The sequence below is a fragment of the Streptomyces sp. NPDC002785 genome (assembly GCF_040295565.1).
Classification (GTDB): Bacteria; Actinomycetota; Actinomycetes; order Streptomycetales; family Streptomycetaceae; genus Streptomyces.
Genome location: NZ_JBEOVN010000126.1, coordinates 1 through 22330, shown reverse-complemented (window position 1 = coordinate 22330; position 22330 = coordinate 1). Strand labels below are relative to the sequence as shown.

The 22330-nt window shown below is 70.0% G+C and carries 24 protein-coding genes, 1 tRNA gene and 1 pseudogene; 16 read left to right on the top strand and 10 right to left on the bottom strand.

Going from position 1 to position 22330, the window contains the following annotated elements; all coding sequences use genetic code 11:
* Positions 1-210: 210 nt before the first annotated feature.
* Together ABTZ94_RS25265 and ABTZ94_RS25260 are read right to left on the bottom strand one after the other, a co-directional pair.
* A complete protein-coding gene (locus ABTZ94_RS25265) occupies positions 211-1407 on the bottom strand; it encodes a globin domain-containing protein (protein WP_351203675.1) in 1197 nt (398 codons plus the stop codon).
* Positions 1408-1505: 98 nt separating this feature from the next.
* Entirely contained in the window at positions 1506-1955 is a 450-nt protein-coding gene (locus ABTZ94_RS25260) for an RrF2 family transcriptional regulator (RefSeq protein WP_351203673.1), read from the bottom strand.
* A 178-nt stretch (positions 1956-2133) separates the two neighbouring features.
* Between ABTZ94_RS25260 and ABTZ94_RS25255 the strand changes: the two genes are divergently transcribed.
* From ABTZ94_RS25255 to ABTZ94_RS25230, 6 genes are all read left to right on the top strand, one after another.
* A complete protein-coding gene (locus ABTZ94_RS25255) occupies positions 2134-3540 on the top strand; it encodes a family 2B encapsulin nanocompartment shell protein (protein ID WP_351203671.1) in 1407 nt (468 codons plus the stop codon).
* A gap of 187 nt (positions 3541-3727) precedes the next feature.
* On the top strand, positions 3728-4723 hold the full coding sequence (locus tag ABTZ94_RS25250; protein ID WP_351203679.1) for a family 2 encapsulin nanocompartment cargo protein polyprenyl transferase: 996 nt from the start codon (positions 3728-3730) through the stop codon (positions 4721-4723).
* Between the two features lie 187 nt (positions 4724-4910).
* The gene (locus ABTZ94_RS25245; RefSeq protein WP_351203669.1) at positions 4911-5579 is read left to right on the top strand and encodes a DUF6304 family protein; all 669 of its coding nucleotides are present in this window, start codon (positions 4911-4913) and stop codon (positions 5577-5579) included.
* 91 nt (positions 5580-5670) lie between these two features.
* Positions 5671-5835 (top strand): hypothetical protein, encoded by a 165-nt coding sequence (locus tag ABTZ94_RS25240; protein ID WP_351203667.1) that lies wholly within the window; start codon positions 5671-5673, stop codon positions 5833-5835.
* A 109-nt stretch (positions 5836-5944) separates the two neighbouring features.
* The gene (locus ABTZ94_RS25235; protein ID WP_351203665.1) at positions 5945-6928 is read left to right on the top strand and encodes an SdpI family protein; all 984 of its coding nucleotides are present in this window, start codon (positions 5945-5947) and stop codon (positions 6926-6928) included.
* A gap of 2 nt (positions 6929-6930) precedes the next feature.
* Positions 6931-7290, top strand: coding sequence for a GntR family transcriptional regulator (locus ABTZ94_RS25230; RefSeq protein ID WP_351203663.1), 360 nt, complete (start codon positions 6931-6933; stop codon positions 7288-7290).
* A 162-nt stretch (positions 7291-7452) separates the two neighbouring features.
* Here the strand turns inward: ABTZ94_RS25230 and snpA are convergent, their stop codons facing one another.
* The gene (snpA, locus tag ABTZ94_RS25225) at positions 7453-8130 is read right to left on the bottom strand and encodes a snapalysin (protein ID WP_351203661.1); all 678 of its coding nucleotides are present in this window, start codon (positions 8128-8130) and stop codon (positions 7453-7455) included.
* A gap of 245 nt (positions 8131-8375) precedes the next feature.
* Between snpA and ABTZ94_RS25220 the strand changes: the two genes are divergently transcribed.
* The 5 genes from ABTZ94_RS25220 (at position 8376) to ABTZ94_RS25200 (ending at position 12613) form a co-directional block, all read left to right on the top strand.
* Positions 8376-9329 (top strand): LysR family transcriptional regulator, encoded by a 954-nt coding sequence (locus ABTZ94_RS25220; protein ID WP_351203659.1) that lies wholly within the window; start codon positions 8376-8378, stop codon positions 9327-9329.
* Positions 9330-9414: 85 nt separating this feature from the next.
* Positions 9415-10422, top strand: coding sequence for an NAD-dependent epimerase/dehydratase family protein (locus ABTZ94_RS25215; protein ID WP_351203677.1), 1008 nt, complete (start codon positions 9415-9417; stop codon positions 10420-10422).
* 243 nt (positions 10423-10665) lie between these two features.
* Positions 10666-11022: a DUF952 domain-containing protein gene (locus ABTZ94_RS25210; protein WP_351203657.1), complete on the top strand. Its 357-nt coding sequence runs from the start codon at positions 10666-10668 to the stop codon at positions 11020-11022.
* Positions 11019-11945, top strand: coding sequence for an NAD(P)H-binding protein (locus ABTZ94_RS25205; RefSeq protein ID WP_351203655.1), 927 nt, complete (start codon positions 11019-11021; stop codon positions 11943-11945). Before ABTZ94_RS25210 ends, ABTZ94_RS25205 begins: the two co-directional genes overlap by 4 nt.
* A 44-nt stretch (positions 11946-11989) precedes the next feature.
* Entirely contained in the window at positions 11990-12613 is a 624-nt protein-coding gene (locus ABTZ94_RS25200) for a nucleotidyltransferase domain-containing protein (protein WP_351203653.1), read from the top strand.
* Positions 12614-12652: 39 nt separating this feature from the next.
* On the opposite strand, the pseudogene ABTZ94_RS25195 reads toward ABTZ94_RS25200, so the two are convergent.
* Positions 12653-12769: pseudogene (locus ABTZ94_RS25195) on the bottom strand (TetR family transcriptional regulator); the annotation flags it as partial.
* Between the two features lie 51 nt (positions 12770-12820).
* Complete coding sequence (locus ABTZ94_RS25190; protein WP_351203651.1) at positions 12821-13300, bottom strand: VOC family protein; 480 nt, start codon at positions 13298-13300, stop codon at positions 12821-12823.
* Between the two features lie 415 nt (positions 13301-13715).
* Between ABTZ94_RS25190 and ABTZ94_RS25185 the strand changes: the two genes are divergently transcribed.
* Positions 13716-13832 (top strand) — tRNA-OTHER (locus ABTZ94_RS25185).
* Positions 13833-13972: 140 nt separating this feature from the next.
* Here the strand turns inward: ABTZ94_RS25185 and sodN are convergent.
* The gene (gene sodN, locus ABTZ94_RS25180; protein WP_072483792.1) at positions 13973-14368 is read right to left on the bottom strand and encodes a superoxide dismutase, Ni; all 396 of its coding nucleotides are present in this window, start codon (positions 14366-14368) and stop codon (positions 13973-13975) included.
* A gap of 179 nt (positions 14369-14547) precedes the next feature.
* On the opposite strand from sodN, the gene sodX reads away from it, so the two are divergent.
* Positions 14548-15006 (top strand): nickel-type superoxide dismutase maturation protease, encoded by a 459-nt coding sequence (gene sodX / locus ABTZ94_RS25175; RefSeq protein ID WP_351203649.1) that lies wholly within the window; start codon positions 14548-14550, stop codon positions 15004-15006.
* Here sodX and ABTZ94_RS25170 read toward each other — a convergent pair.
* Positions 14910-15539: a CGNR zinc finger domain-containing protein gene (locus ABTZ94_RS25170; RefSeq protein WP_351203647.1), complete on the bottom strand. Its 630-nt coding sequence runs from the start codon at positions 15537-15539 to the stop codon at positions 14910-14912. The two genes, sodX and ABTZ94_RS25170, sit on opposite strands and share 97 nt — an antisense overlap.
* 89 nt (positions 15540-15628) lie before the next feature.
* On the opposite strand from ABTZ94_RS25170, the gene ABTZ94_RS25165 reads away from it, so the two are divergent.
* Positions 15629-16390 carry a class I SAM-dependent methyltransferase gene (locus ABTZ94_RS25165; RefSeq protein WP_351203645.1) on the top strand — a complete coding sequence of 254 codons (762 nt, stop codon included), beginning with the start codon at positions 15629-15631 and terminating at the stop codon, positions 16388-16390.
* Positions 16391-16520: 130 nt separating this feature from the next.
* On the opposite strand, the gene ABTZ94_RS25160 is transcribed toward ABTZ94_RS25165, so the two are convergent.
* From ABTZ94_RS25160 to ABTZ94_RS25150, 3 genes are read right to left on the bottom strand one after another with little or no spacing between them, the layout of a single operon-like run.
* A complete protein-coding gene (locus ABTZ94_RS25160) occupies positions 16521-17282 on the bottom strand; it encodes an amino acid ABC transporter ATP-binding protein (protein WP_351203643.1) in 762 nt (253 codons plus the stop codon).
* Positions 17279-18229 carry an amino acid ABC transporter permease gene (locus ABTZ94_RS25155; RefSeq protein WP_351203641.1) on the bottom strand — a complete coding sequence of 317 codons (951 nt, stop codon included), beginning with the start codon at positions 18227-18229 and terminating at the stop codon, positions 17279-17281. Before ABTZ94_RS25155 ends, ABTZ94_RS25160 begins: the two co-directional genes overlap by 4 nt.
* 29 nt (positions 18230-18258) lie before the next feature.
* The gene (locus ABTZ94_RS25150) at positions 18259-19209 is read right to left on the bottom strand and encodes an ABC transporter substrate-binding protein (protein ID WP_351203639.1); all 951 of its coding nucleotides are present in this window, start codon (positions 19207-19209) and stop codon (positions 18259-18261) included.
* 537 nt (positions 19210-19746) lie between these two features.
* On the opposite strand from ABTZ94_RS25150, the gene ABTZ94_RS25145 reads away from it, so the two are divergent.
* On the top strand, positions 19747-20958 hold the full coding sequence (locus ABTZ94_RS25145; protein WP_351203637.1) for an NAD(P)-dependent malic enzyme: 1212 nt from the start codon (positions 19747-19749) through the stop codon (positions 20956-20958).
* Positions 20959-21164: 206 nt separating this feature from the next.
* Positions 21165-22130, top strand: a complete 966-nt coding sequence (locus ABTZ94_RS25140) for a zinc-binding dehydrogenase (protein ID WP_351203635.1) — start codon at positions 21165-21167, stop codon at positions 22128-22130.
* The last annotated feature ends 200 nt before the right edge of the window (positions 22131-22330 follow it).

Genomic DNA, 22330 nt, shown 5'->3' with positions numbered 1-22330 from the left:
GCCGCTGTCCCCATCTCGGGGGTCCCCGCGGTGGCCGCGGCCCGCGCCCCGCGCACCCCACCCCTTGCACCCCCCGGCACGGGGGGCGCCCCCTGTGCCGGTCGGTCCTGATCCGGCTCTACCGGAATGTCGGTCTCCGGTCGTCCCCGAAGCGGTTGTTCGGGACGCGTGCGAGTCGATCCGGTCAATTCCGCGAACAGTGGGCAGGGCTCAGTCCTGGGCGAGCCACAGGTCGGGGCCGAACACCTCGTAGTGGATGTCCGCGGCCGGGACGCCCTTGGCCAGCAACTGGGTGCGTACGGCGCGCATGAAGGGCAGCGGCCCGCAGAGATAGGCGTGGGTGCCGGGGGCGACCGCGAGGCCGCGCAGGTCCACCCGGCCGGTGCGGTCGGCGGGGTGGCCGGGCTCCGGGTTCTCGTACCAGAACTGTGCGACGGCGTCGGGGAGTTTGCCGGTGAGCAGGGCGTGGTCGGTGCGCATCGCGTGGTCGGCGGGGGACCGGTCGCCGTGCACGACGGTGACCGGGGCGCGGTGTCCGGTCGCCGCGAGGTGTTCCAGCATCGAGAGCATCGGGGTGCAGCCGATGCCCGCGGAGGCGAGCAGGAGCGGGGCGTCGGCGGAGTCGAGTACGAGATCGCCGTACGGGGCGGAGACGCGCAGCCGGTCGCCCGCCCCGACCTCGGCGTGCAGGTGACGGGAGACCTCGCCGTCGGGGGAGCCACCGCCGTGCACCCGCTTGACGGTGATCGAGCGGACCGCGGAGCCGGGGGCGCTGGAGAGGCTGTACTGGCGTATCTGGCGGGCCCCGTCGGGGAGTTCCACCTGTACGGAGACGTACTGGCCGGGCCGGAAGGCGGGGGCGGGTGCGCCGTCGGCCGGGCGGAGCTGGAAGGTGGCGACATCCGCCGTCTCCTCGATCCGGGCGGTCACCTCCCACTCGCGCCACACGTCACCGGCAACGACGCCCTGCTGTGCGTACAGCCGCTCCTCGATCGAGATCAGGGCGCCCGCCATCAGCCAGTAGACCTCGTCCCAGGCGGCGGCGACCTCCGGGGTGACCGCGTCGCCGAGCACCTCGGCGATGGCGGCGAACAGGTGGGTGTGCACGATGTCGTACTGCGCGGCGGTGACGCCGAGCGAGGCGTGCTTGTGCGCGATCCGGCTGAGCATTACGTCGGGGCGGGTGTCCGGGTGCTCGACCAGCTGGGTCGCGAAGGCGGCGATGGAGCCCGCAAGAGCCTGGCGCTGGGCGCCGGACGCCTGGTGGCCGCGGTTGAAGAGGTCGCGCAGCAGCTCGGGGTGGGCGTCGAAGAGCTTGCGGTAGAAGAGATCGGCGATGTCTCCGATGGCCGCTCCCACGGCGGGGAGGGTGGCACGGACTGTGGCGGTCGACGTCTCGGAGAGCATCGGTGACTCCTGGATCCTTGAATTGGTATTTGAGACTCGTATTTTTGGGCAGTGTGAATCCGGGCGATGGCGCCCGTGGTGTGGTGGTGTGCGGTGGCTCAGTCGGCGGCCGGGCGGCTGCGGCTGATGCCGATGAGCAGCGGTCCGGTGGGGGAGGTGACGAGTTCGGTGATGGTGATCGGATCGAGCGAGGCGTAGAAGGCGTTCTCCGCCTGGCGCAGGGCACCGCGCAGTCGGCAGGCCGAGCGCAGGGGGCAGGGGGTGGTGCCCTCGCAGTCGACGACGTCGCCGGGTCCCTCCAGCTCCCGGACGAGACCGCCGATGGAGGCGGTCCGGCCGGCTCCGGTGAGGCTGAGGCCGCCACCGCGGCCCCGGCGCGCCTCGATGAGGCCGAGGTGCTGGAGCTTGGCGACGACCTTCGCGGTGTGGGTGTACGGCACCTGCATGGTCGCCGCCACCTCCCGGGTGGTCGGCGGGTCCTCGTTCTCCACGACGGCGAGGCGCATCAGTACGCGCAGCGCCACGTCGGTGAATCTCGTCAGCCGCATGGCGGACACGCTATATAAGTTGCATCAGGGATGCAAATTAATGGGACCCGTGGACATCGCTGAGCGTCGTGCCCAGCCCAAAGCCCAAATAATCACACTCTTTTGTGTAATGGCGCGCCGACTCTCCGTGCTGAAAGGCTTCTTCGTGCAGGTCAGCCGATGATCGAGAGGACGTCAGATGTCCGTTGGTGAAGAGGTTCAGAACGCGCCGGTGCCGCCGCAGCAGAGTCTGGGCACGGCGGCGGCGCGGAACCTCGCGACGACCACCAAGTCCGCTCCGCAGATGCAGGAGATCACCTCACGGTGGCTGCTGAAGATGCTGCCATGGGTGCAGGTACAGGGTGGCACCTACCGGGTGAACCGCAGGCTGAGCTACGCGGTCGGGGACGGCCGGGTGACCTTCGTGCAGACCGGCGACCGGGTCGCGGTCATCCCCGCCGAGCTCGGAGAGCTCCCCGCCCTGCGGGAGTTCGGCGACGAGGAGGTGCTTGGCGAGCTGGCCCGGCGGTGCGAGCAGCGTGACATCGCCGCCGGCCAGGTGCTGGCCGACGCCGGGGACGCGGCGGACCGTGTCTTCCTGCTGGCGCACGGCAAGGTCGAGAAGGTCGGCACCGGCCCGTACGGGGACGAGACGGTGCTCGGGGTCCACGCCGACGGGGCCTACTTCGGCGACCACGCCCTGATCGACGGCGACGCCGTCTGGGAGTACACGGCCCGTGCCGTCACCGCCTGCACGGTGCTGACGCTGAGTCGGGCCGATGTGCTGAACCTCGCCGAGCGCGCGGATTCGCTCCGCACCCATCTCGCCGGACTGCTCAGCATTCCGCAGCAGCGAACCAACAAGTACGGCGAGGCGGAGATCGAACTCTCCGCCGGCCATGTCGGCGAAGCCGTCGTCCCGCACACGTACGTGGACTACGAATCGGCGCCGCGCGAGTACGAACTGAGCGTCGCCCAGACCGTGCTGAAGGTCCACAGCCGGGTCGCCGACCTCTACAACCAGCCGATGAACCAGACCGAGCAGCAGTTGCGGCTCACGGTCGAGGCGCTGCGCGAGCGCCAGGAGCACGAGCTGATCAACAACCGCGAGTTCGGTCTGCTCAACAACTGCGACTACGGGCAGCGCCTCCAGCCGCACGACGGGGCGCCCGGCCCCGACGACATGGACGAACTGCTCTCGCGCCGCCGCGGCTCGAAGCTCTTCCTCGCGCACCCGCGGGCCATCGCCGCATTCGGCCGCGAATGCAACAAGCGCGGTCTGGTTCCGGAGAGTGTGGAGGTCGGCGGACACCATGTGCCGGCCTGGCGGGGTGTACCGATCTTCCCGTGCAACAAGATCCCGGTCACCGACGCCCGGACCACGTCGATCATCTGCATGAGGACGGGTGAGGCCGACCAGGGCGTCATCGGACTCCAGCAGAGCGGCATCCCCGACGAGATCGAGCCCAGCCTGTCGGTCCGCTTCATGGGCATCGACGAGCAGGCGATCATCTCCTACCTGGTGACGGCCTACTACTCCGCAGCCATCCTCGTGCCGGACGCCCTCGGCGTCCTGGAAAACGTAGAGGTCAGCCGCTGGCGGTAGCCCATCGGGGCCCGGACGGCGATGTCCGGGCCCCGTCAACCTCCGCCACCGGGCCGCCGTGCCCGTGGCGGCCTCGGGAGGACCCCCAGTGAAGACCCACCACGTACCCCAACCACCCACACCCCGGACCCCGGGTGACAACGACCCGGCCGCCCTCGCAACGCGGGGCCATGAGGCCGCAGACCTCCTGGAACAGGCCCGCACCCTCGTCGATCCCCAACTGCACGCCGCCGTCGACTCCTTGCCCGGATCGATCCGCCGCGTAGCGATGTACCACTTCGGCTGGCAGCAGGCCGACGGCACCCCGTCATCGGGACGGGCGGGCAAGGCGATCAGGCCCGCGCTCGTCCTCGCCGCCGCCCGGGCGCTGGGCGGCGACCCGCAACGGGCGGTACGGGCAGCCGTCGCCGTGGAGCTGGTCCACAACTTCACCCTGCTGCACGACGACGTCATCGACGAGGACCGGACTCGTCGGCACCGGCCCACGGCCTGGGCGGTTTTCGGCATCCCGGACGCGGTCATCGCCGGTGACGCCTTGCTCGCCCTCGCCCAGCGGCTGCTCGCCGAGGACACCGGCCCGGCCTCGGCCCGCGCCTCGGCGAAGCTCTCGACCTGCGTCATCGAGCTGTGCGCGGGCCAGCAGGCCGACTGCGCCTTCGAGGCCCGCGCTCCGGACGAAGTCTCGCTGGACGAGTGCCTCACCATGGCCACCGCCAAGACGGGCGCCCTGCTCGGCTGCGCCTGCGCACTGGGCGCGCTGTACGCCGGCGCGGGGGAGCGGGCGGTCGGCGCGATGGACGGATTCGGTCGGGAGGCGGGCCTCGCCTTCCAGCTCATCGACGATCTGATCGGCATCTGGGGGGATCCGGCACAGACCGGGAAGCCGGTCGGGGCGGATCTCGTCGCCCACAAGAAGTCCCTGCCCGTGGTCGCTGCCCTGACCTCCGGCACACCCGCAGCGGCCGAACTCGCCGCGCTCTACCGGGGGTCAATGAAAACGCCCGGCGAGGTGAGCCGCGCCGCCGATGCCGTCGACCGGGCCGGCGGCCGGGACTGGGCGCAGATCTGCGCGTCGGACCGGATGGCACGCGCGGTCCACCACCTGTCCCGGGCGGTCCCCGACCTGGCCCCGGCGGGCGACCTCCTGACCCTGGCGGAGTTCGTCACCCGCAGGACGCACTGAGCACGGAAAGGAGGGAGTGGTACGCAGAGCGGGATCGAGGGGACGCGGAGAAAGGAGCGGGGAGCCGAGAGCGGTGAAGGGGGGCGGAGGAAGGAGAACGGAGCAAGGTGCCGAGGTCACAAGGCCCGTGAGACGAAAAGGAGGGCGACAGGGCGACTGTCATGGGCACGGGCTACAGTCCGTGCCCATGACAGATGAGTCATGGGCAGGGTGGTACCGGGACCGACAGGGTTCCGACGCCGTCATCCTCACCACCGACGGACAGCAACTCCGCCTCCGGATCAGGGGCATCGACTTCGAGGGCGAAAGCTTCGACAGCCTCACCCCGGTGGCCGGCACGCCACCGGCCGACGACCATTTCGCCCTGGCGGGCGGTGCGTTGGGCGACTGTGTCCTGGAGTGGGACCTGCCACTCCCGGTCCTCTGGGACGGAGCCGTCCATCAGGCCACGCTCAGCTGCCTGTTGTCGCTGCGCCGCCCCGATCCGTATCTCTACCTGGAGCTGCAGTTCGGCGGCGCGGCCTACGGATCCCATCGCGCCGAGAGCGACTTCGCGTCCGCCCTCGCCACGATCCAGCGCGTCCTGCCGCCCGGCGTGCGCCTGCAGACCTGCATCGCCTGCGCCTTCTCGGACTACTTCCCGACCCCCGGCCGCGGCCTTTCCGGCGGCCTCGCATGCTTCCGGGGCGCCAAGGACGCCTACCGCGGGGCGGCCGGTGAGGGCGATGTCCTGGATCTGTGGGACCGGCGGACCGGATTCGTCCAGGAGATCTGGAGCTGCCGCGAGTACGAGCCCCGCCCGGACCGGGGCGCCGGCACCGGGCACCGTGGTGCGTTCCCGCTGGAACTCGCCTGACCTTCCCTGTCCGGCCGGTCGTTGTCGGCCGGCCGGCCTGATTCCGGCAACCGCTTCGTGGACTCGGCCCGGGCTGGGCCGAGAAGACGGAGTGGTGCCGTGCCAGTCGTCGATGGCGTCGATGTCGAAGGTGGCGCTGCGGCCGCGGCCGGCGTTCGTCATCGTGGGCGTCGCGCTGATGGCGGGATATCTCGGTCTGCTGTGCGCTCCACTGCGCGCGCTCGCGTCCTCCAGCAGCTCGTCGGACTGCCCCTGACCAGGGCGAAGGTGGTCCGCACCTGATCCCGCCGGCTGGGCGCCGGCGTGCCACCACATCTTTGCCACACCTCCATTGTTCTACTAACATGCGAACAATGGAGGTTTTCATGAAGCGTAAGAATCTGGGCCGCGCGACGCTCGTCGCCCTGCCGTTCCTGCTCGCGCTCGTCGTCGGTCTGGCGCTGCTCGCCGTCTTCCACGACCGGCTTCCCGGACAACTGGCCAGCCACTTCCGGGTCGATGGCCGGGCGGACGGGCATGCGGGGCAGGTGTGGTACGTCGTGACCAACGTCCTGCTGTTCGCCGTGACCGGTGCTCTGTGGGCCTTCACAGTGGTGCGGGGGAAGACCTACGGGTGGGCCTACCGCCGGCTGGTCGCCGGTGGTTATGCCTTCGCCGGATTCATCGGCTGGGTGATGGCCGCCGTGCTGCTCGCCAACGTGGATGCCGGTGAGAATGCGCAGGGGGAGGCACAAGGTGTGTCGTTCCCGATGTGGCAGTTCGCCGTCGCCCTGGGGGTCGCCGTGCTCGCCGGAGGGCTGGGGATGGTGCTGGCCGCGCTCACTCCCGTACCGAAGCAGCCGGCCGCGACCGGGCAGGCCGGGGACGGTGCGCGGATCGCGCTCGCCGACGGGGAGGTCGCCGGATGGGCGCGCAGCGCCGGGAGCTGGTGGCTGCCGCTGATCGCGTTGGCGCTCGTGGCCGGCGGGGCGGTGCTGCTGTTCGTCTCGGGATGGGCGGCCGCGATTCCGCTGCTGCTCCTCGGCGTGCTACTGGCCGCCTTCGCCCGGCCGTACGTGGTGGTGGACCGGCGCGGCATCACCATCTCGGGAATGCTGCCCTGGCCGCGCCTCAGAGTGCCGCTCGACCGGATCGAGGTTGCGACCAGCAGGGACATCAACCCCCTTGCGGAGTACGGAGGCTGGGGCTATCGCATCCGTCCAGGACGGAGCGGTGTCATGATCCGTTCCGGTGAGGGAATCGTGGCGACACTGGCCGGCGGCCGGGACTTCGCGGTGACCGTCGACGACTCGGCGACCGCCGCCGCGCTCCTCAACACCCTGATCGACCAGCGCCGAGCGGAGCACTGACCATGCTCTTCAGGGTCGATCCCACCTCCACCGTGCCGCTCGGTGACCAGATCGCGGCGTCCGTGCGCCGCGCCGTCGCCGAGGGGACGGTGGTGCCGGGCGAGCGCCTGCCTGCGGCCCGGGTGCTCGCCGAGTCCCTCGGGGTCAATGTCCATACGGTGCTGCGGGGATATCAGCAGCTCCGCGAGGAGGGACTGATCGAACTGCGCCGGGGGCGCGGCGCGGTCGTCACCGGCGGCGCATCCCCGCACCGGGCCCGGCTGCTGGAGCGCGTACGCGAAGTGGTTGCGGACGCGCGCGAGCTGGGGATGACGGAGGACGAACTGCTGACCATGGTCCGTGCCGCACTCAACAACCCGTAGGCCGGCGCCGGCCGTCCCGGCATCCCCCGCAACGAGCGGTGCGCCCGGCTCGTTCGCTGCGGGCGGATCAAGCGGAGGCGCGTTCACCCGTCCGTCAGAGGCTCAAGGGGCCACCCCGTCCTACGAGGTGGCCCCCGGTGCCGTCGAGCGGTCGGACAGAGGTCAGGAGCCGCTGCGTGCGAGTACGGCCGCGAAGCCGTACTGCCACAGATAGTTCACCCGGCTGCGCTCGTTCGCGTTGGGGTTCGGGTTGGTGCAGGACGGGCCGGGGCCGCCGCCGGACATCAGCTCGCTGCACGGACCGGAGTAGTGGTCCGGAAGGCCGAGCACATGACCGGTCTCGTGCGCGGTGACGCGGGTCGAGTTGTACTGCTGATTCTGCGCGTAGTCGAGGAAGATGTAACCGTTGCCGTGCCCGTCGGTGCTGGCGTACGAGCCCCTCGGGTCGTTGCCCTCGTAGTAGGCGAAGTCGGCGTTCGAGCCTTCTTGGAGCCGGACGTTGGAGACCGAGCTGTTCCAGATCTGCGCACTGTTGGCTATCTGGGTGCGGAAGCTCGGTGCACTGGCGGTGCTGTAGACGATGGTGACTGCCTGGGCGCCGGGGTTCGCCGCCCGCTTCTCGGCGACGGACTTGGCGACCGCTTCGAAGAACGCCTTGTTCGCGGCGGCGCTCTCGTGCGACCCGGAGTGGGAGGTGTAGCCCGCGTGGGCCGTTGAGTCGGCTGCGGGGGGTGCGGCGGGTGCGGGAGAAGAGGCGATGGCGGGTGCGGTGCCCAGCGCGGCCGCGAGTGCGAAGCCGAGGCCGACCACGGCCGACATGACGGTCCTGGGGTGTCTCATGGGGGTCTCCTACCGATTTCCTGTCCGATGGACCCGTCCGGTCATCGGACATGGACGGGGTGCGGTACGGAGAGAGTGTCGGGGAGCGGAAGCCGCGGCGGATGATGTCAACCGGCGATAGCACCGGCCTATCGCCATCCCCGGTAGCGTCGTTGAAGCACCTGCCAACTCCCGGTGAATTAACAGACTTTGATGGGGTTGGGGTGTCTGGTGCGACAGCCGCCCGCCGTCCTACGCTCGACCGTATGGAGCTTGAGGTGAGACACCTCAGGGCGCTGTGCGCCATCGCCGACACGGGCAGCCTGCACCGAGCGGCCCGCAGGCTCGGCGTGAGCCAGCCCTCCCTGACCACCCAGCTGCAGCGGATCGAGAACACTCTGGGCGCCGAGTTGTTCAGCCGCGAACGGACCGGCTGCCGACCGACGTTGCTCGGCCGCGCCGTCCTCAGCCGCGCCCGCCCCCTGGTCGACGGAATGACCGCCCTGGTCAGCGAGGCCAGGGCGGAGGCCGACGCGGTCCGCGCCTCGGGTCCGCGCCTGCGCATCGGCTGCACCGCGAGCCGGGTCATCGGCGGCTGGCTGCGCAGGCTGCGGCTCCGGCTGCCCGGCACGGACATCTCGCTACGGGTCGACGTGTCGGCCAGTGCCCTGCTGCGCACGGTTGCTGCGGGCGGGCTCGACGTCGCCTTCGTGCACGAGGTCGAGGGCTGTCCGCTGGCCGTCCCGGAGGGCCTGGAGCAGCGCGTACTCCTGGAGCGCGAACCGCAGTTCATCTCCATGGCCCGGGACCATCCGGCCGCCGCTCGGTCCGTGGTCGACCTCGGGGACCTGGCCGCCGACCGGTGGATGGTCGACCCCACGGTGGACGGCGAATGGGACGGGCTGCGCCGGGTGCTCGGCGAGGCGGGCCTCGCGCCGACCGTCCTGCACGGCGACTACCTCACCGCCGCGTCCCTCATCGTGCTCGGCGAGGCAGTCGCCCCCTGCCAGCCCACCTCCGGCCCGCGCGACGACATGGCGATCCGTCCGCTGCGCGACGACCCCCTCGCCATACGGCTGCTGCTGGTGTCCCGGCCGGGCGCCGACCTGGCGACGGTGTACGGGGAACTGGAGGCGGCCTACCGGGAGGCGGCCCGGCGGGTGGCCGGGTACCACCAGTGGCTGCTGCGCAACCGCAGCCCGCTCGCCCGCACACAGTGAAGAACCGCTGTCCGATTCCGCCGAGAGCGAGCACCTGTTCCGGTCCCACCGTCCGGCGGGCAGAGTCGGGCCCATGAGGCTTCTGATGCTGGGCGGTACGGAATTCGTCGGTCGCGCCGTCACCGAGGCGGCGCTCGCGCGCGGCTGGGAGGTCACGGTGTTCCACCGCGGCCGTCACGCACCCCCGCCGGGCGTGACGGAACTCCTCGGCGACCGCACCACCGACGACGGCCTCGCCACGCTGGCCGCAGCTGCCGGCCGCCACGGGAGTACGCACGACTGGGACCTGGTCGTCGACACCTGGAGCGGCGCCCCCTCGGCCGTACGGGACGCGGCCCGTCTGCTGGCCGCCAGGGCCGCCCGGTACGCGTACGTTTCCAGCCGTTCCGTGTACGACTACCCGGCCCCGGCCGGTCTGCCCGAGGACGGCCCGCTGGTGGCCGGTGCCTCGCCCGACGCCGGTGGGGACGTCTCGTACCCCCTTGCCAAACGCGGCGGCGAACTGGCCGTACTCGACGCCTTCGAGGACCGGGCCCTGCTGGCCCGGGCGGGACTGATCCTGGGCCCCTGGGAGAACGTGGGCAGGCTGCCCTGGTGGCTGCTGCGGATCGCCCGCGGCGGGCCCGTACTGGCCCCGGGGACACCGGACCTGATGCTCCAGTACATCGACGCCCGCGACTTCGCCGACTGGCTCCTGAGCGCGGGTCGCGATGGTCTGCACGGGCCGTACAACCTGGTCAGCCGCCCGGGCCACGCCACCATGGGGCAGCTGCTGGACGCCTGTGTCCGCGTCACCGGTTCCGACGCGGAACTCCGCTGGACCCCCGCACGGACCATCCTCGCGGCAGGTGTGGAGCCCTGGAGCGATCTGCCGGTCTGGCTGCCGCCGGGCGAGCTGTACGACACCATGTACCGGGGCGACGTCAGCAAGGCGTACGCGGCCGGTCTGCGCTGCCGACCGGTCGATGAGACGGTCACCGACACCTGGAAGTGGCTGGTCGACCTGGGCGGTGCGGCCCCGCAACGGCCGGACCGGGCCGCGGTCGGTCTGGACCCGCGGGTGGAGGCCGAACTGCTGGCGGGGACGGCCTGACGCGCGCTCAAACGCCCACCGACACCCCGTGGCCGCCCCCTCGGAGACGACACCCGCACCGGAGCCCACCCCCACCCCACCCACTCCTGGCCGCACAAGCCCGGCCACGGGCGCTCGCTCCCGAACACGGGTTCCCACGGGGGTGAATGGATTCTCGGCGGTATCGCGGCAGTTCTGTCCGCTGCCGGACCGGCGGCCACGCTGATGGCCCGCAGGGCGCGTCGGCGCAGCTAGCTTTGGCCCATGGCCGAACTGCTGCACCTCACCGAAAGCCCCTTGTGGGAGGCGGCCCGCGGGATCGGGACGTACGAGATGTCCACCCGCGGCCGCACCCTGCACGAAGAGGGCTTCATCCACTGCTCGCTGCCGCACCAGCTCGCCGGCGTGGCCGAGATGCTGTACGGCGCCGGGAGCCGGGCAGGGACCGGTGACCAGGATCTGGTGGTCCTCGTCATCGATCCCGCCCGTCTCCCGGTACCCGTGCGGTACGAGTCCGTCGCGCCCGGCGGCGAGGAGTTCCCGCACATCTACGGACCCGTCCCGGTGGACGCGGTCGTGGAGGTGCGTCCCTGGCTGCGAAAGGAAGGCGATGCCGCATGAACCCCTCATCCGCAACGGACCCCACGGACCCCGGCGCCCTCATCGTCGCCGTCACCGGCGCGAGCGGTGCGGTCGGCGGCCGCGTCGCGCAGCGCCTGGTGCGCGCCGGCGTGCCCGTGCGGCTCCTCGGCCGTGACCCGTCCCGGCTGCCGGAGCTGCCCGGCGCTGTCGCTGCACCGCCCGCCCCCTACGGTGACGGGGAGGCCATGCGCCGCGCCCTCGCCGGGGCGCACACGCTGTTCCTCGTCTCGGCGCACGAGAGCCCCGACCGGGTGCCCGAGCACGCGACGGCCGTGGACGCGGCGGTCGCCGTGGGCGTTGAACGCATCGTGTACATCTCCTTCCTCGGTGCGGAGCCGGATGCCACGTTCACCTTCGCCCGGGACCACTGGCACACCGAGGCGCATATCCGGGCCGCCGATGTCCGTTACACCTTCCTGCGCGACAGCCTGTACCTCGCCGGGCTCCCGGCGATGACCGGCGCCGACGGGGTGCTGCGCGGTCCGGGCGGCGACGGCCGGGTGTCGGCGGTGGCGCACGAGGACATCGCGGACGCGGCGACCGCCGTGCTGCTGGCCGACACGGAGAGCGACGACACCCGCCACGACGGGGTCACGTACGACCTCACGGGCCCCGAGGCGTTCACCCTCGCCGAAGCTGCCGAGGAGATCGGCCGGGCCGCCGGCCGGACCATCATCTACGTACCGGAGACCCGCGAGGAGGCCTATGCCTCACGGGCGCAGTACGGTGCCGCGGACTGGGAGGTGGCCGGCTGGGTGACGTCGTACGAGGCCATCGCCACCGGCGAGATGTCCACGGTCTCGGACGCCGTACCAAACCTCACAGGGCATCCGGCGATGAGCCTGGCCACCTATCTGAGGGAGCATCCGGACAGCTATCGGCATCTGCTGAGGACGGACTGACCACACGGCGGGCGACATCGGAAAGGGAGAGGGGCCAGCAGCCCATGCGTACGGAAACCCCCTGGGGTCCCTGGGATCCGGCCCCGCTCGAAGAGGCCGCCCGCCTTTTCGCCCCGTCGCGCGCCCCCTGGTGGATCGCGGGCGGATACGCCGTCGAACTCGCCGTGGGCCACCCCTTCCGGGACCACGCGGACATCGACGTACTCCTGCTCCGCCGCGACCAGTTCACCGCCCAGCAGGTGCTGGCGGGCTGGGAGTGGTGGGCCGCCGACCCTCCCGGCACCCTGCGCCCCTGGCTCCCCGGCGAAGTCCTGCCGTCGTACGTCCACGACATCTGGTGCCGTCCCGGACCCGCCGAGCCCTGGCGCGTCCAGCTCATGCTCGACGATGCGGCGGGCACCGACTGGCTGTTCCGCCGCGACCCCCGCATCCGCCTCCCGCTCGACCGGCTCGGCCAGGTCTCGAAGGACGGCGTCCCCTACCTCTCCCCTGAGGTACAGCTCCTGTACAAGGCCAAGTCCCCGCGACCCAAGGACGAACAGGACTTCGCGACAGCGCTGCCGATCCTCACTGCGGACCAGCGCGCCTGGCTGACCGAGACGATCACCCTGGCCGAGGGCGCCGGCCACCCGTGGGCGGCACGTCTGCGTGCCCACCCGGTCGGCTGACGCGGCGAAGGGTGCGGGACGAGGACGGCTGACCGCCCCTCACCTCACATACGCGCCCGCCCGCGCCGCCGCCTCGTCGAGCGGGTCGCCGTCGGCCGGCAGCCGGTAGTAGAGAGGCGCCGACACGGCGCGGATCACCTCGTCCGCGTCCGTGCCATGACGCGGAGATGCCGGCCGGGTCGTCCTTCGTTCGGCATCTCCGCGTTGTCATCCCTCGGTGTGCACCTTCTGCAGCGCCGCGATGTCCAGTTTCTTCATGGTCATCATTGCCGCGGTGGTCCGCGCGGCCTTCTCGGCGTCCTGGTCGCCGATCAGACCGATCAGTGCGTCGGGGACGACCTGCCAGGAGACGCCGTACCTGTCCTTCAGCCAGCCGCAGGGCCCCTCTTCGCCCCCGTCGGTGAGACTGCTCCAGTAGTAGTCCACCTCGTCCTGGTCCGAGCAGTGGATCTGGAACGAGATGGATTCGTTGAAGGTGAACTGCGGCCCGCCGTTCAGCCCGACGAACTTCTGGCCGTTGATCTCGAACTCGACCGCCATCGCCGATCCTGCGGGCCCGGGCCCTGCCTCGGTGTAGCGGCCGATCCTGCCGAGGCGGGAGTTCTTGAAGACCGAAAGGTAGTACTCCGCCGCCTCCTCGGCCTGCCCGTCGAACCACAGACATGTGGTGAAGCCCTCGGTGGTCATTGCTGTCTCCTGTCGTGAGCGCATGTCTGTCGTGTGCGTATGTCCACCCATACCGACTGATCCCGTCCCGGAAACTCATCGGTCGCACATTGGGGCATAGGTGACGTCCCGGTCGGCGGCGGACAGTCGCGGCACAGCGGGCGTCCGGGCCGAGCCGGGATCATTCCCGTCCGCCGCGTATGAAGAGGGGGATCAGAGCCGTCCGGCTCCACATGGTTCCGGCGGTGACGGACAGCATCGCAGCCGGGAAGCGGACCAGAGCGACGGCCCCCGGGCCGGACGAGCCCCGACAGGGGCTTGGTGACGGCGGAGACCCCGCCGCGCGGCACGGCCCGGGCGCCGGACAAACGGCTGGCCCCAGCCGGGAGTTGACCCTACGCTCCTCGGAGCGGGACTGCGCAGTCCCACAGGTTGCGGAGCCGTGGCAGAGCGGCCCATTGCGATCGGCGTGAGGGAGGTCCCCTTCACGCCATCTGATGGGCCGGGTCGGACCTGCCCTCCCCGTCCGCGGGTTCGAATCCCGTCGGCTCCGCAGCCGACCGGTTGACGGCATCTCCCGTACGTCTCCCCGACGTTCCGGGAACACAGAAGGGCCCGACCGGTCGAAGCGGTCGGGCCCTTCTGGCTGCTCGTCCGGCCTGCGGCTCGGCCGCGGTCGTCGGGGCGGGGCGATCAGGCCTTCTTGGTCTCCCAGAAGATCTTGTCGATCTGGGCGATGTAGTCCAGCGCCTTCTGGCCCGTCGCCGGGTCCGTGGAGGCCTTCGCGGCCGACAGCGCCTTCAGCGCGTCGTTGACCAGCTGGTGCAGCTCCGGGTACTTCTCGAAGTGCGGGGGCTTGAAGTAGTCGCTCCACAGCACCGAGATGTGGTGCTTCGCGAGCTCGGCACGCTGCTCCTTGATGACCACCGCGCGGGCCCGGAAGTGCGGGTCCTCGTTGGCCTGGTACTTCTCCTGGACGGCCTTGACGGACTCCGCCTCGATGCGGGCCTGGGCCGGGTCGTACACGCCGCAGGGCAGGTCGCAGTGGGCGCTGACCTTCACCTTGGGGGCAAACAGGCGGGAAAGCATTGAGCTGTCCTTCCTCGTGATCGTCTTCTCAGGTGGGACATTACTCCGTGAGAGGCGGGTTTTAGCGGGTGCCCCCATGGGCTTAGGCCAAAAGTCCAGGATGAGGATGGGCCCAGTGGCCGAATGTACGCAACGCTGTGCAGGACGATGTACTGGACGGACCGGGAGGTGCCGGAGAGATGCGGGAGGTGCCGGAGTTGCCTGAGCTGACGCCGGAGCAGCCTGGGCGAGGGCCGGCTGCGCGCGTGCGGTTCCAGGTGGTGGAGGTGACGGGGCCGTCGATGGTACCCACGCTCCATCACGGGGACTGGCTGCTCGTGCAGTACGGGGCGACGGTGCGCCCCGGGGACGTGGTGATTCTGCGGCATCCGTTCCAGCAGGATCTGCTGATCGTCAAGCGGGCAGCCGAGCGCCGTCGGGGTGGCTGGTGGGTGCTGGCCGACAACACCTTCGCAGGCGGTGACAGCACGGATTACGGGACGGTGCCCGAGGAGCTTGTCCTGGCCAGGGTCCGGGCGCGCTACAGGCCGCTGAAGAAGGATCAGCGGTCGCTGTGGGGTGTGGCGACCTGGGCGGTTTCCGCGCTGCGGCCGGTCTCGGCGGCGCGTTCCGTCTCCAGGCGCTTGCGGGCCCGGTAGGCGGCAACGTTGGCGCGGGTCGCGCAGCGGTCCGAGCAGTAGCGGCGGGAGCGGTTGGTCGAGGTGTCGAGGTAGGCGTTGCGGCACGGCGCCGCCTCGCACAGGCCGAGCCGGTCCACACCGTACGAGGTGAGATGGAAGGCGAGGCCCATCGCCGCGATGGCGGCGTACCCGGCCGTCGCGTTCGACGGGTGGTCGGCCAGGTGCATGTGCCAGTCCGGCTTGCCGTCCTTGTCGCGGAAATCGTGCCCGGAGATCTGCGGACTGACCGGGAACTCCAGCAGCAGTGAGTTGAGCAGGTCGACGGCGAGTGTCTCGTCACCGCCGTCGGCCGCTTCGAAGACCGCGCGCAGCCGTCCCCGTACGGACCGGAAGCGGGTCACATCCGCATCGGTCGCCCGCCGCGCCGCCTGTTGGTTGATGCCGAACAGCTCGCGGACCGCCTCTACGGAGGTGAGGGAGTCCTTGTTGCGGGCCGGCTCCTCTGTGTTGACCAGACGCACGGCATAGTCCGAGTAATAGGCCAGTTCCACTTGTAGTCCTTACGGCGTCGGTCTAAAGTCGATGCAGCGAGCAATGTAATGGGCTCTTACCGTTCCAGGGTATTACATGGGAGGTCCTCGTGGCGGAGACGACAACAGGTACTGACTGGGCGGCCTGGCAGGAGAGCTGGGACCGGCAGCAGGAGTGGTACATGCCCGACCGTGAGGAACGGTTCCGGGTGATGCTGGACATGGTCGAGGCCATGGTGGGGCCCCGGCCGAGAGTGCTCGATCTCGCATGCGGTACGGGAAGTATTACGGACCGGCTGCTCAAGCGGTTCCCCGAGGCCACCAGTACGGGCGTCGATCTCGACCCGGCACTGCTCGCCATCGCGCGCGGTTACTTCGACGGCGACGAGCGCGTCGCCTTCGTCACCGCCGACCTCAAGGACCCGGACTGGGCAGGGCAGTTGCCGTACGACTCGTACGACGCCGTCCTCACCGCCACCGCCCTGCACTGGCTGCACGCCGAGCCGCTCACCGCGCTCTACCGGCGGATCGGCGGGCTCGTCAGGGACGGCGGGGTGTTCATGAACGCCGACCACATGATCGACACCGAGACCCCCCGGATCAACGCGGCCGAACGCGCCCACCGGCACGCAATCATGGACCGTGCCAAGGGCGTCGGCGCTCTCGACTGGGCGGACTGGTGGGCCCTCGCCGCCAAGGACCCGGTCCTCGCCGGGCCGACCGCCGAGCGGTACGAGATCTACGGCGAGCACGCGGACGGCGACACGCCGTCCGTGCGGTGGCATGCCGACACCCTGCGCGAGGCGGGGTTCGCCGAGGCGCGGGCTGTCTGGGCATCCCCGTCGGACAGCCTGGTGCTCGCGGTGAAGTAGCGGCAGCATGCACAGGAAAGAGGCGGTACGGGCCGGGGCCCGTACCGCCTCTTTCAGGCCGGACGGCACATGGGGGGTGGCAGATGCGCGTGCCCAGCCCCGCGACACCACCCCCATGTGCCGACCGGTCTTAAAGCACCTTCGACAGGAACGACTTCGTCCGGTCGTGCTGCGGGTTGGTCAGTACGTCGCGCGGGTGGCCCGACTCGACCACCACACCGTCGTCCATGAAGACCAGCGCATCGCCGACCTCCCGGGCGAAGCCCATCTCATGGGTCACGACGATCATCGTCATGCCGTCCTCCGCGAGACCGCGCATGACGTCCAGGACATCGCCCACCAGCTCCGGGTCGAGCGCAGACGTCGGCTCGTCGAAGAGCATCAGCTTCGGCTCCATGGCCAGGGCGCGGGCGATGGCCACCCGCTGTTGCTGGCCGCCGGAGAGCTGCGAGGGATAGTTCTTCGCCTTGTCACCCAGGCCGACCCGGTCCAGCAACCGCTCCGCCCGGGCCCTTGCGACGGCTTTCGACTCGCCCTTGACCTGGACGGGGGCCTCCATGACGTTCTCGATCGCCGTCATATGAGGGAAGAGGTTGAAGCGCTGGAAGACCATGCCGATGTCCTGGCGCTTCAGGGCGACTTCACTGTCCCTGAGCTCGTAGAGCTTGTCGCCCTTCTGGCGGTAGCCCACCAGTTCGCCGTCGACGTAGAGCCGGCCGGCGTTGATCTGCTCCAGGTGGTTGATGCACCGCAGGAAGGTCGACTTGCCGGAACCGGACGGGCCGATCAGACAGAAGACCTCACGCGGGGCGACCTCCAGGTCGATGCCCTTGAGGATGTGCGCGGCGCCGAAGGACTTGTGGACGCCCTCGGCCTTCACCATGGCGGTCATGCCATGCCTCCCTTCGGGCGGCCCAGGGACAGCAGGTTGGCCCGGACCTTCTGCAGCGGGGTGGGCGGCAGACTCCGGCTCGACCCGCGTGCGTAGTACCGCTCCAGGTAGAACTGGCCGATGCTCAGCACCGACGTCATGATCAAATACCAGGCCGCGGCCAGGAAGTACATCTCGACGGGGGCTCCGGACGACTGCCCGATGTCCTGGGCGTACTTGAACAGCTCGTAGAACTGCACGGCCGCCACCAGCGACGTCGTCTTGAGCATGTTGATGACCTCGTTGCCCGTCGGCGGCACGATCACCCGCATCGCCTGCGGGATCACGACGCGACGCAGGGTCTTGCCGTGGCTCATGCCCAGTGCGTGCGACGCCTCCGTCTGGCCCTCGTCGACCGAGAGCAGACCCGCACGGCAGATCTCCGCCATGTAGGCGGCCTCGTTGAGGCCCAGGCCCAGCAGCGCCGTCAGCAGCGGCGTCATGAAGCTCGACCAGTAGTCCTTGTAGATCGGTCCGAGGTTGATGTACTCGAAGACCAGACCCAGGTTGAACCAGACGAACAGCTGGACCAGGACCGGGGTGCCGCGGAAGAACCAGATGTAGAACCAGGCGATCGACGAGGTCACCGGGTTCTTCGACAGTCGCATGACGGCCAGCAGGACGCCGCCGACGACGCCGATCACCATCGACAGGGCGGTCAGCAGCAGGGTCTGGCCGACGCCCTTGATGATGCGGTCGTCGAAGAAGTAGTCGGGGACCGCACCCCAGTTGATCCTGCCCTGGCTGAACGCGTAGACGATCGCGACAAGTGCGGCGATGGCGATGACGGCCGAGACGTACCGGCCGTAGTGCCGTACCGGGATGGCCCTGATCGCCTCCGGTCCGGTCTGCGGGGTGAGGGATATGGGCGGCTGGTCGGCCGGGCCCGTCTTCTCGAAGTCAGTCACAGGAAGTGCCTTTCAGCGCCGGTGCCTCTTCAGGATCCGCCGTTCAGCTTGGCCTCGGTGACCGCGCCGGCCTCGACGCCCCACTTGGCGATGATCTTCCCGTACTCGCCGTTCTTGATGATCGCGTCCAGGGCCGCCTGAACGGCCTTGGCCAGCTGGTCGTTGCCCTTGGCGACGGCGATGCCGTACGGGGCGGCCTCGACCTGCTCGCCGACGAGCTGGAAGTCCTTGCCGCCGCCCGAGGTCTTCACCGCGTACGCGGCGACCGGGAAGTCGGAGGAGACGGCGTCGGCGCCACCGCTGCGCAGCCGGGTCTGGGCCTCCAGGTCGTTGTCGAACGTTTCCATGGCGATCTTCTTGCCGCCCGTGCACTTCTTCGACTCGGACTTGGCGAGGTCGTGCGAGACGGTGCCGCGCTGGACGGCGATCTTCTTGCCGCAGAGGTCCGCCCAGGTCTTGATTCCCTGGTCGTCGCCCTTCCTGGTGTAGATCGAGACACCGGCGGTGAAGTAGTCGACGAAGTCGACCCCCTCGCCGACCTTCTTCTTGGTGTCGGAGTCGATGCCCTCCTGGCGGTCCTTGGTGTCGGTCATCGCCGACATCGCCAGGTCGTAGCGCTTGGAGCGCAGGCCGGTGATCAGCGTGTCGAACGTGCCGTTCTCGAACTTGAACGTCACGCCGAGCTCCTTGCCGAGCGCGGCACCGAGGTCGGGGTCGATGCCGACCGTCTTGCCGGACTTGTCCTTGAACTCGACCGGCGGGTACGCGATGTCGGAGCCGACCTTGATGACGCCCTTGGCCTTGATCTCCGGCGGCAGGAGATCGGCGGCCGCGGAGCTCTTTGTCGAGCCGGAGTTGTTGTTCCCGCTCTTGGTCTGGTCGCCACAGGCGGTCAGCAGCATGGTGCCGGCGACCGCGATGGCGCCGACCGCTGCAATCCGGGACTTCGCGGCCGTACGGCGGGGGGTGCTTGCGGTCATGATCGGGTTCCTCCGGCAGGTGAGGGTGATGTTGCCAGGCGGGTCCGGACATACGACACCGGATGTCGCCGCCCTGCGCGATTACGGCATCTTGCCATTCGGGTTCGCTCAAACAGGGGGCCAGTCATGTCAAAATCGGGTAACGGGCGATCCCCGAACCTCAAGGGAACCTCAGGGGCCGCGGTACATCGGGGCCGGACCATCTACAGGGATTTCATCTCCGTGCCGGAGGATCTGTGGCGCGTCTCGACTGGTGGACGGCATTTCGTCGCTTGGCGGACTTGTCCAGATATTCGACTATGAGTCACGTCACCGCGGTGATATGGACTCGTCCGTAATACGGTCCGTCCGGTAAGAAAGACCTTTACACCCCTCATCCGGGGCTCAGGGCGCGTGTGCGGCGCGCCCGCGCGTATGTATCTCCCCCTGCCGGGGCGGGCCAACCGCCGGGCGCAGGGAACGTACGCGGTGCCCGCCCACCCCTCCTCAACCAGGAGTGGCCACCCTCAAACGATGAAGACTTAAGGGGTCAACACCATGGCAGCGGAGATCGTCAATCCTCGCAGCGACAGTACAAATGACAGCACCATCGATGAGCCGTTCGATCCGGCCTTCGCGCTCCACCGCGGCGGCAAGATGGCGGTGCAGGCCACCGTGCCCGTCCGCGACAAGGACGACCTTTCCCTCGCGTACACGCCCGGCGTCGCCAAGGTGTGCAGCGCCATCGCCGAGAATCCCGAGCTGGTCCACGACTACACCTGGAAGTCGCAGGTCGTCGCCGTCGTGACGGACGGCACCGCGGTGCTCGGCCTCGGCGACATCGGTCCCGAGGCATCCCTCCCCGTGATGGAGGGCAAGGCGATTCTGTTCAAGCAGTTCGGCGGCGTCGACGCGGTCCCGATCGCGCTCGCGACCACCGACGCGGACGAGATCATCGAGACGGTCGTCCGGCTCGCGCCGTCCTTCGGAGGCGTGAACCTGGAGGACATCTCGGCGCCGCGCTGCTTCGAGATCGAGCGCAAGCTGCAGGAGCGGCTCGACATTCCGGTCTTCCACGACGACCAGCACGGCACGGCCGTCGTGACACTCGCGGCCCTGCGCAACGCCGCGAAGCTGTCCGGCCGGAGCCTCGGCGACCTGCGCGGTGTCATCTCCGGCGCCGGTGCCGCCGGGGTGGCCATCGCCAAGTTCCTGCTGGAGGCGGGGCTCGGTGATGTCGCCGTGGCCGACCGCAAGGGCATCGTCAGCCGGGACCGCGAGGACCTGACGGACGTCAAGCGCGAGCTGGCCGAGCTCACCAACCGGGCCGGGATCTCCGGTCCGCTGGAGAGCGCGCTGGCCGGCGCGGACGTCTTCATCGGCGTCTCCGGCGGTACGGTCCCCGAGGCGGCAGTCGCCTCGATGGCGCCCGGCGCGTTCGTCTTCGCCATGGCCAATCCGAACCCCGAGGTCCACCCCGACGTCGCGCACAAGTACGCGGCCGTCGTGGCGACCGGGCGTTCCGACTACCCGAACCAGATCAACAACGTGCTGGCCTTCCCCGGCATCTTCGCCGGCGCCCTTCAGGTCCGGGCCTCCCGGATCACCGAGGGCATGAAGATCGCCGCGGCGAACGCGCTGGCGGATGTCGTGGGCGACGAGCTCGCGGCGGACTACGTGATTCCGTCGCCGTTCGACGAGCGGGTGGCTCCGGCGGTGACGGCCGCTGTGGCCGCGGCGGCGCGGGCGGAGGGCGTGGCTCGGCGCTGAGGTCCGGGGCGGGGTGGGACGCGGGTTCCCGGGTGCGGGGTGCGCCTGCGGCGGGCTTGTCCCCCACTCCGCCCCTTCCCGTAACCGGAGGTTCCGCCTCCGGACCCCCGCTCCTCCATCGCCGCTGGGGCTGATCGTGCCCCCGCGGTGCGCGTCACACCCGTAGCCGGTTACGCCGGCCCGCGCCCCGGCCTATCGTCGAGGCCATGTTCGCCGCCTACGCATCCCGCATCGACCGCGACCACCCCCTCGACGGCCTTGAGCTGGGCGAACGCCCGGCCCCCGAGGCGCGTCCCGGCTGGAGCACCATCAGCGTCCGGGCCGCCTCCCTCAACCATCACGATCTCTGGTCCCTGCGCGGCGTCGGTCTCGCCGAGGATAAGCTGCCGATGATTCTCGGCTGCGACGCCGCGGGGATCGACGAGGACGGCAACGAGGTCGTCCTGCACTCCGTCATCGGCCAGACCGGGCACGGCGTCGGCCCGAAGGAACCCCGCTCCATCCTCACCGAGCGCTACCAGGGCACCTTCGCCGAGCAGGTCACCGTCCCCAGCTGGAACGTGCTGCCCAAGCCGAAGGAGCTCACCTTCGAGCAGGCCGCCTGTCTGCCCACCGCCTGGCTCACCGCGTACCGGATGCTCTTCACCAACGCCGGGGTTCGTCCCGGCGATTGTGTTCTCGTCCAGGGCGCGGGCGGCGGCGTCGCCACCGCCGCGATCGTGCTCGGCCGGGCGGCCGGGCTGCGGATCTACGCCACCAGCCGGGACGAGGCCAAGCGTAAAAGGGCCGTCGAACTCGGTGCGATCGAGGCGTACGAGCCGGGCGCGCGGCTGCCGCAGCGTGTCGACGCCGTCATCGAGACCGTCGGCGCCGCCACCTGGTCCCACTCGGTGAAGTCGCTGCGCCCCGGCGGCACGCTCGTCATCTCCGGTGCGACGAGCGGCGACCGGCCCTCGCACGCCGAGCTGACCCGGATCTTCTTCCTGGAGCTGAAGGTCGTCGGTTCGACGATGGGGTCCAAGGACGAGCTGGAGGACCTGCTGGCGTTCTGCGCGACAACCGGAGTGCGGCCCGTCATCGACCAGGTGCTGCCGCTGGACCGGGCCCGCGAAGGGTTCGAGCGGCTGGCGTCGGGCGACCAGTTCGGAAAGATTGTGCTCACTTGCTCTTGAGGTGTGCGGTGTGAGCTGCTGTCATCTGCGTCATGCGAATGCGGATGGGCAGCTTAGTCACCTCAGTCGTCACCTCGTTGGTGCTCGCGGCGGGGGCCCTCGCCCCCGCCCCCCACAGAAAGGAAGAGCACACGTCTGAACACCACTCACCCTCCTGTGAATCGCGGAAGCCCGAGATGTGAAGAACACACGTGGGGGCT

Bases quoted from the DNA above. Each gene is read 5' to 3' on its own strand.
- ABTZ94_RS25160 (WP_351203643.1), bottom strand. From the start codon at position 17,282: ATGACCGCCATGGTGAAGGCCGAGGGCGTCCACAAGTCCTTCGGCGCC.
- ABTZ94_RS25205 (WP_351203655.1), top strand. From the start codon at position 11,019: ATGAACCCCTCATCCGCAACGGACCCCACGGACCCCGGCGCCCTCATC.
- ABTZ94_RS25255 (WP_351203671.1), top strand. From the start codon at position 2,134: ATGTCCGTTGGTGAAGAGGTTCAGAACGCGCCGGTGCCGCCGCAGCAG.
- sodX (WP_351203649.1), top strand. From the start codon at position 14,548: ATGCGGGAGGTGCCGGAGTTGCCTGAGCTGACGCCGGAGCAGCCTGGG.
- ABTZ94_RS25260 (WP_351203673.1), bottom strand. From the start codon at position 1,955: ATGCGGCTGACGAGATTCACCGACGTGGCGCTGCGCGTACTGATGCGC.
- ABTZ94_RS25215 (WP_351203677.1), top strand. From the start codon at position 9,415: ATGCTGGGCGGTACGGAATTCGTCGGTCGCGCCGTCACCGAGGCGGCG.
- sodN (WP_072483792.1), bottom strand. From the start codon at position 14,368: ATGCTTTCCCGCCTGTTTGCCCCCAAGGTGAAGGTCAGCGCCCACTGC.
- ABTZ94_RS25145 (WP_351203637.1), top strand. From the start codon at position 19,747: ATGGCAGCGGAGATCGTCAATCCTCGCAGCGACAGTACAAATGACAGC.
- ABTZ94_RS25220 (WP_351203659.1), top strand. From the start codon at position 8,376: ATGGAGCTTGAGGTGAGACACCTCAGGGCGCTGTGCGCCATCGCCGAC.
- ABTZ94_RS25265 (WP_351203675.1), bottom strand. From the start codon at position 1,407: ATGCTCTCCGAGACGTCGACCGCCACAGTCCGTGCCACCCTCCCCGCC.
- ABTZ94_RS25150 (WP_351203639.1), bottom strand. From the start codon at position 19,209: ATGACCGCAAGCACCCCCCGCCGTACGGCCGCGAAGTCCCGGATTGCA.
- snpA (WP_351203661.1), bottom strand. From the start codon at position 8,130: ATGAGACACCCCAGGACCGTCATGTCGGCCGTGGTCGGCCTCGGCTTC.
- ABTZ94_RS25230 (WP_351203663.1), top strand. From the start codon at position 6,931: ATGCTCTTCAGGGTCGATCCCACCTCCACCGTGCCGCTCGGTGACCAG.
- ABTZ94_RS25200 (WP_351203653.1), top strand. From the start codon at position 11,990: ATGCGTACGGAAACCCCCTGGGGTCCCTGGGATCCGGCCCCGCTCGAA.
- ABTZ94_RS25235 (WP_351203665.1), top strand. From the start codon at position 5,945: ATGAAGCGTAAGAATCTGGGCCGCGCGACGCTCGTCGCCCTGCCGTTC.
- ABTZ94_RS25245 (WP_351203669.1), top strand. From the start codon at position 4,911: ATGACAGATGAGTCATGGGCAGGGTGGTACCGGGACCGACAGGGTTCC.
- ABTZ94_RS25210 (WP_351203657.1), top strand. From the start codon at position 10,666: ATGGCCGAACTGCTGCACCTCACCGAAAGCCCCTTGTGGGAGGCGGCC.
- ABTZ94_RS25140 (WP_351203635.1), top strand. From the start codon at position 21,165: ATGTTCGCCGCCTACGCATCCCGCATCGACCGCGACCACCCCCTCGAC.
- ABTZ94_RS25190 (WP_351203651.1), bottom strand. From the start codon at position 13,300: ATGACCACCGAGGGCTTCACCACATGTCTGTGGTTCGACGGGCAGGCC.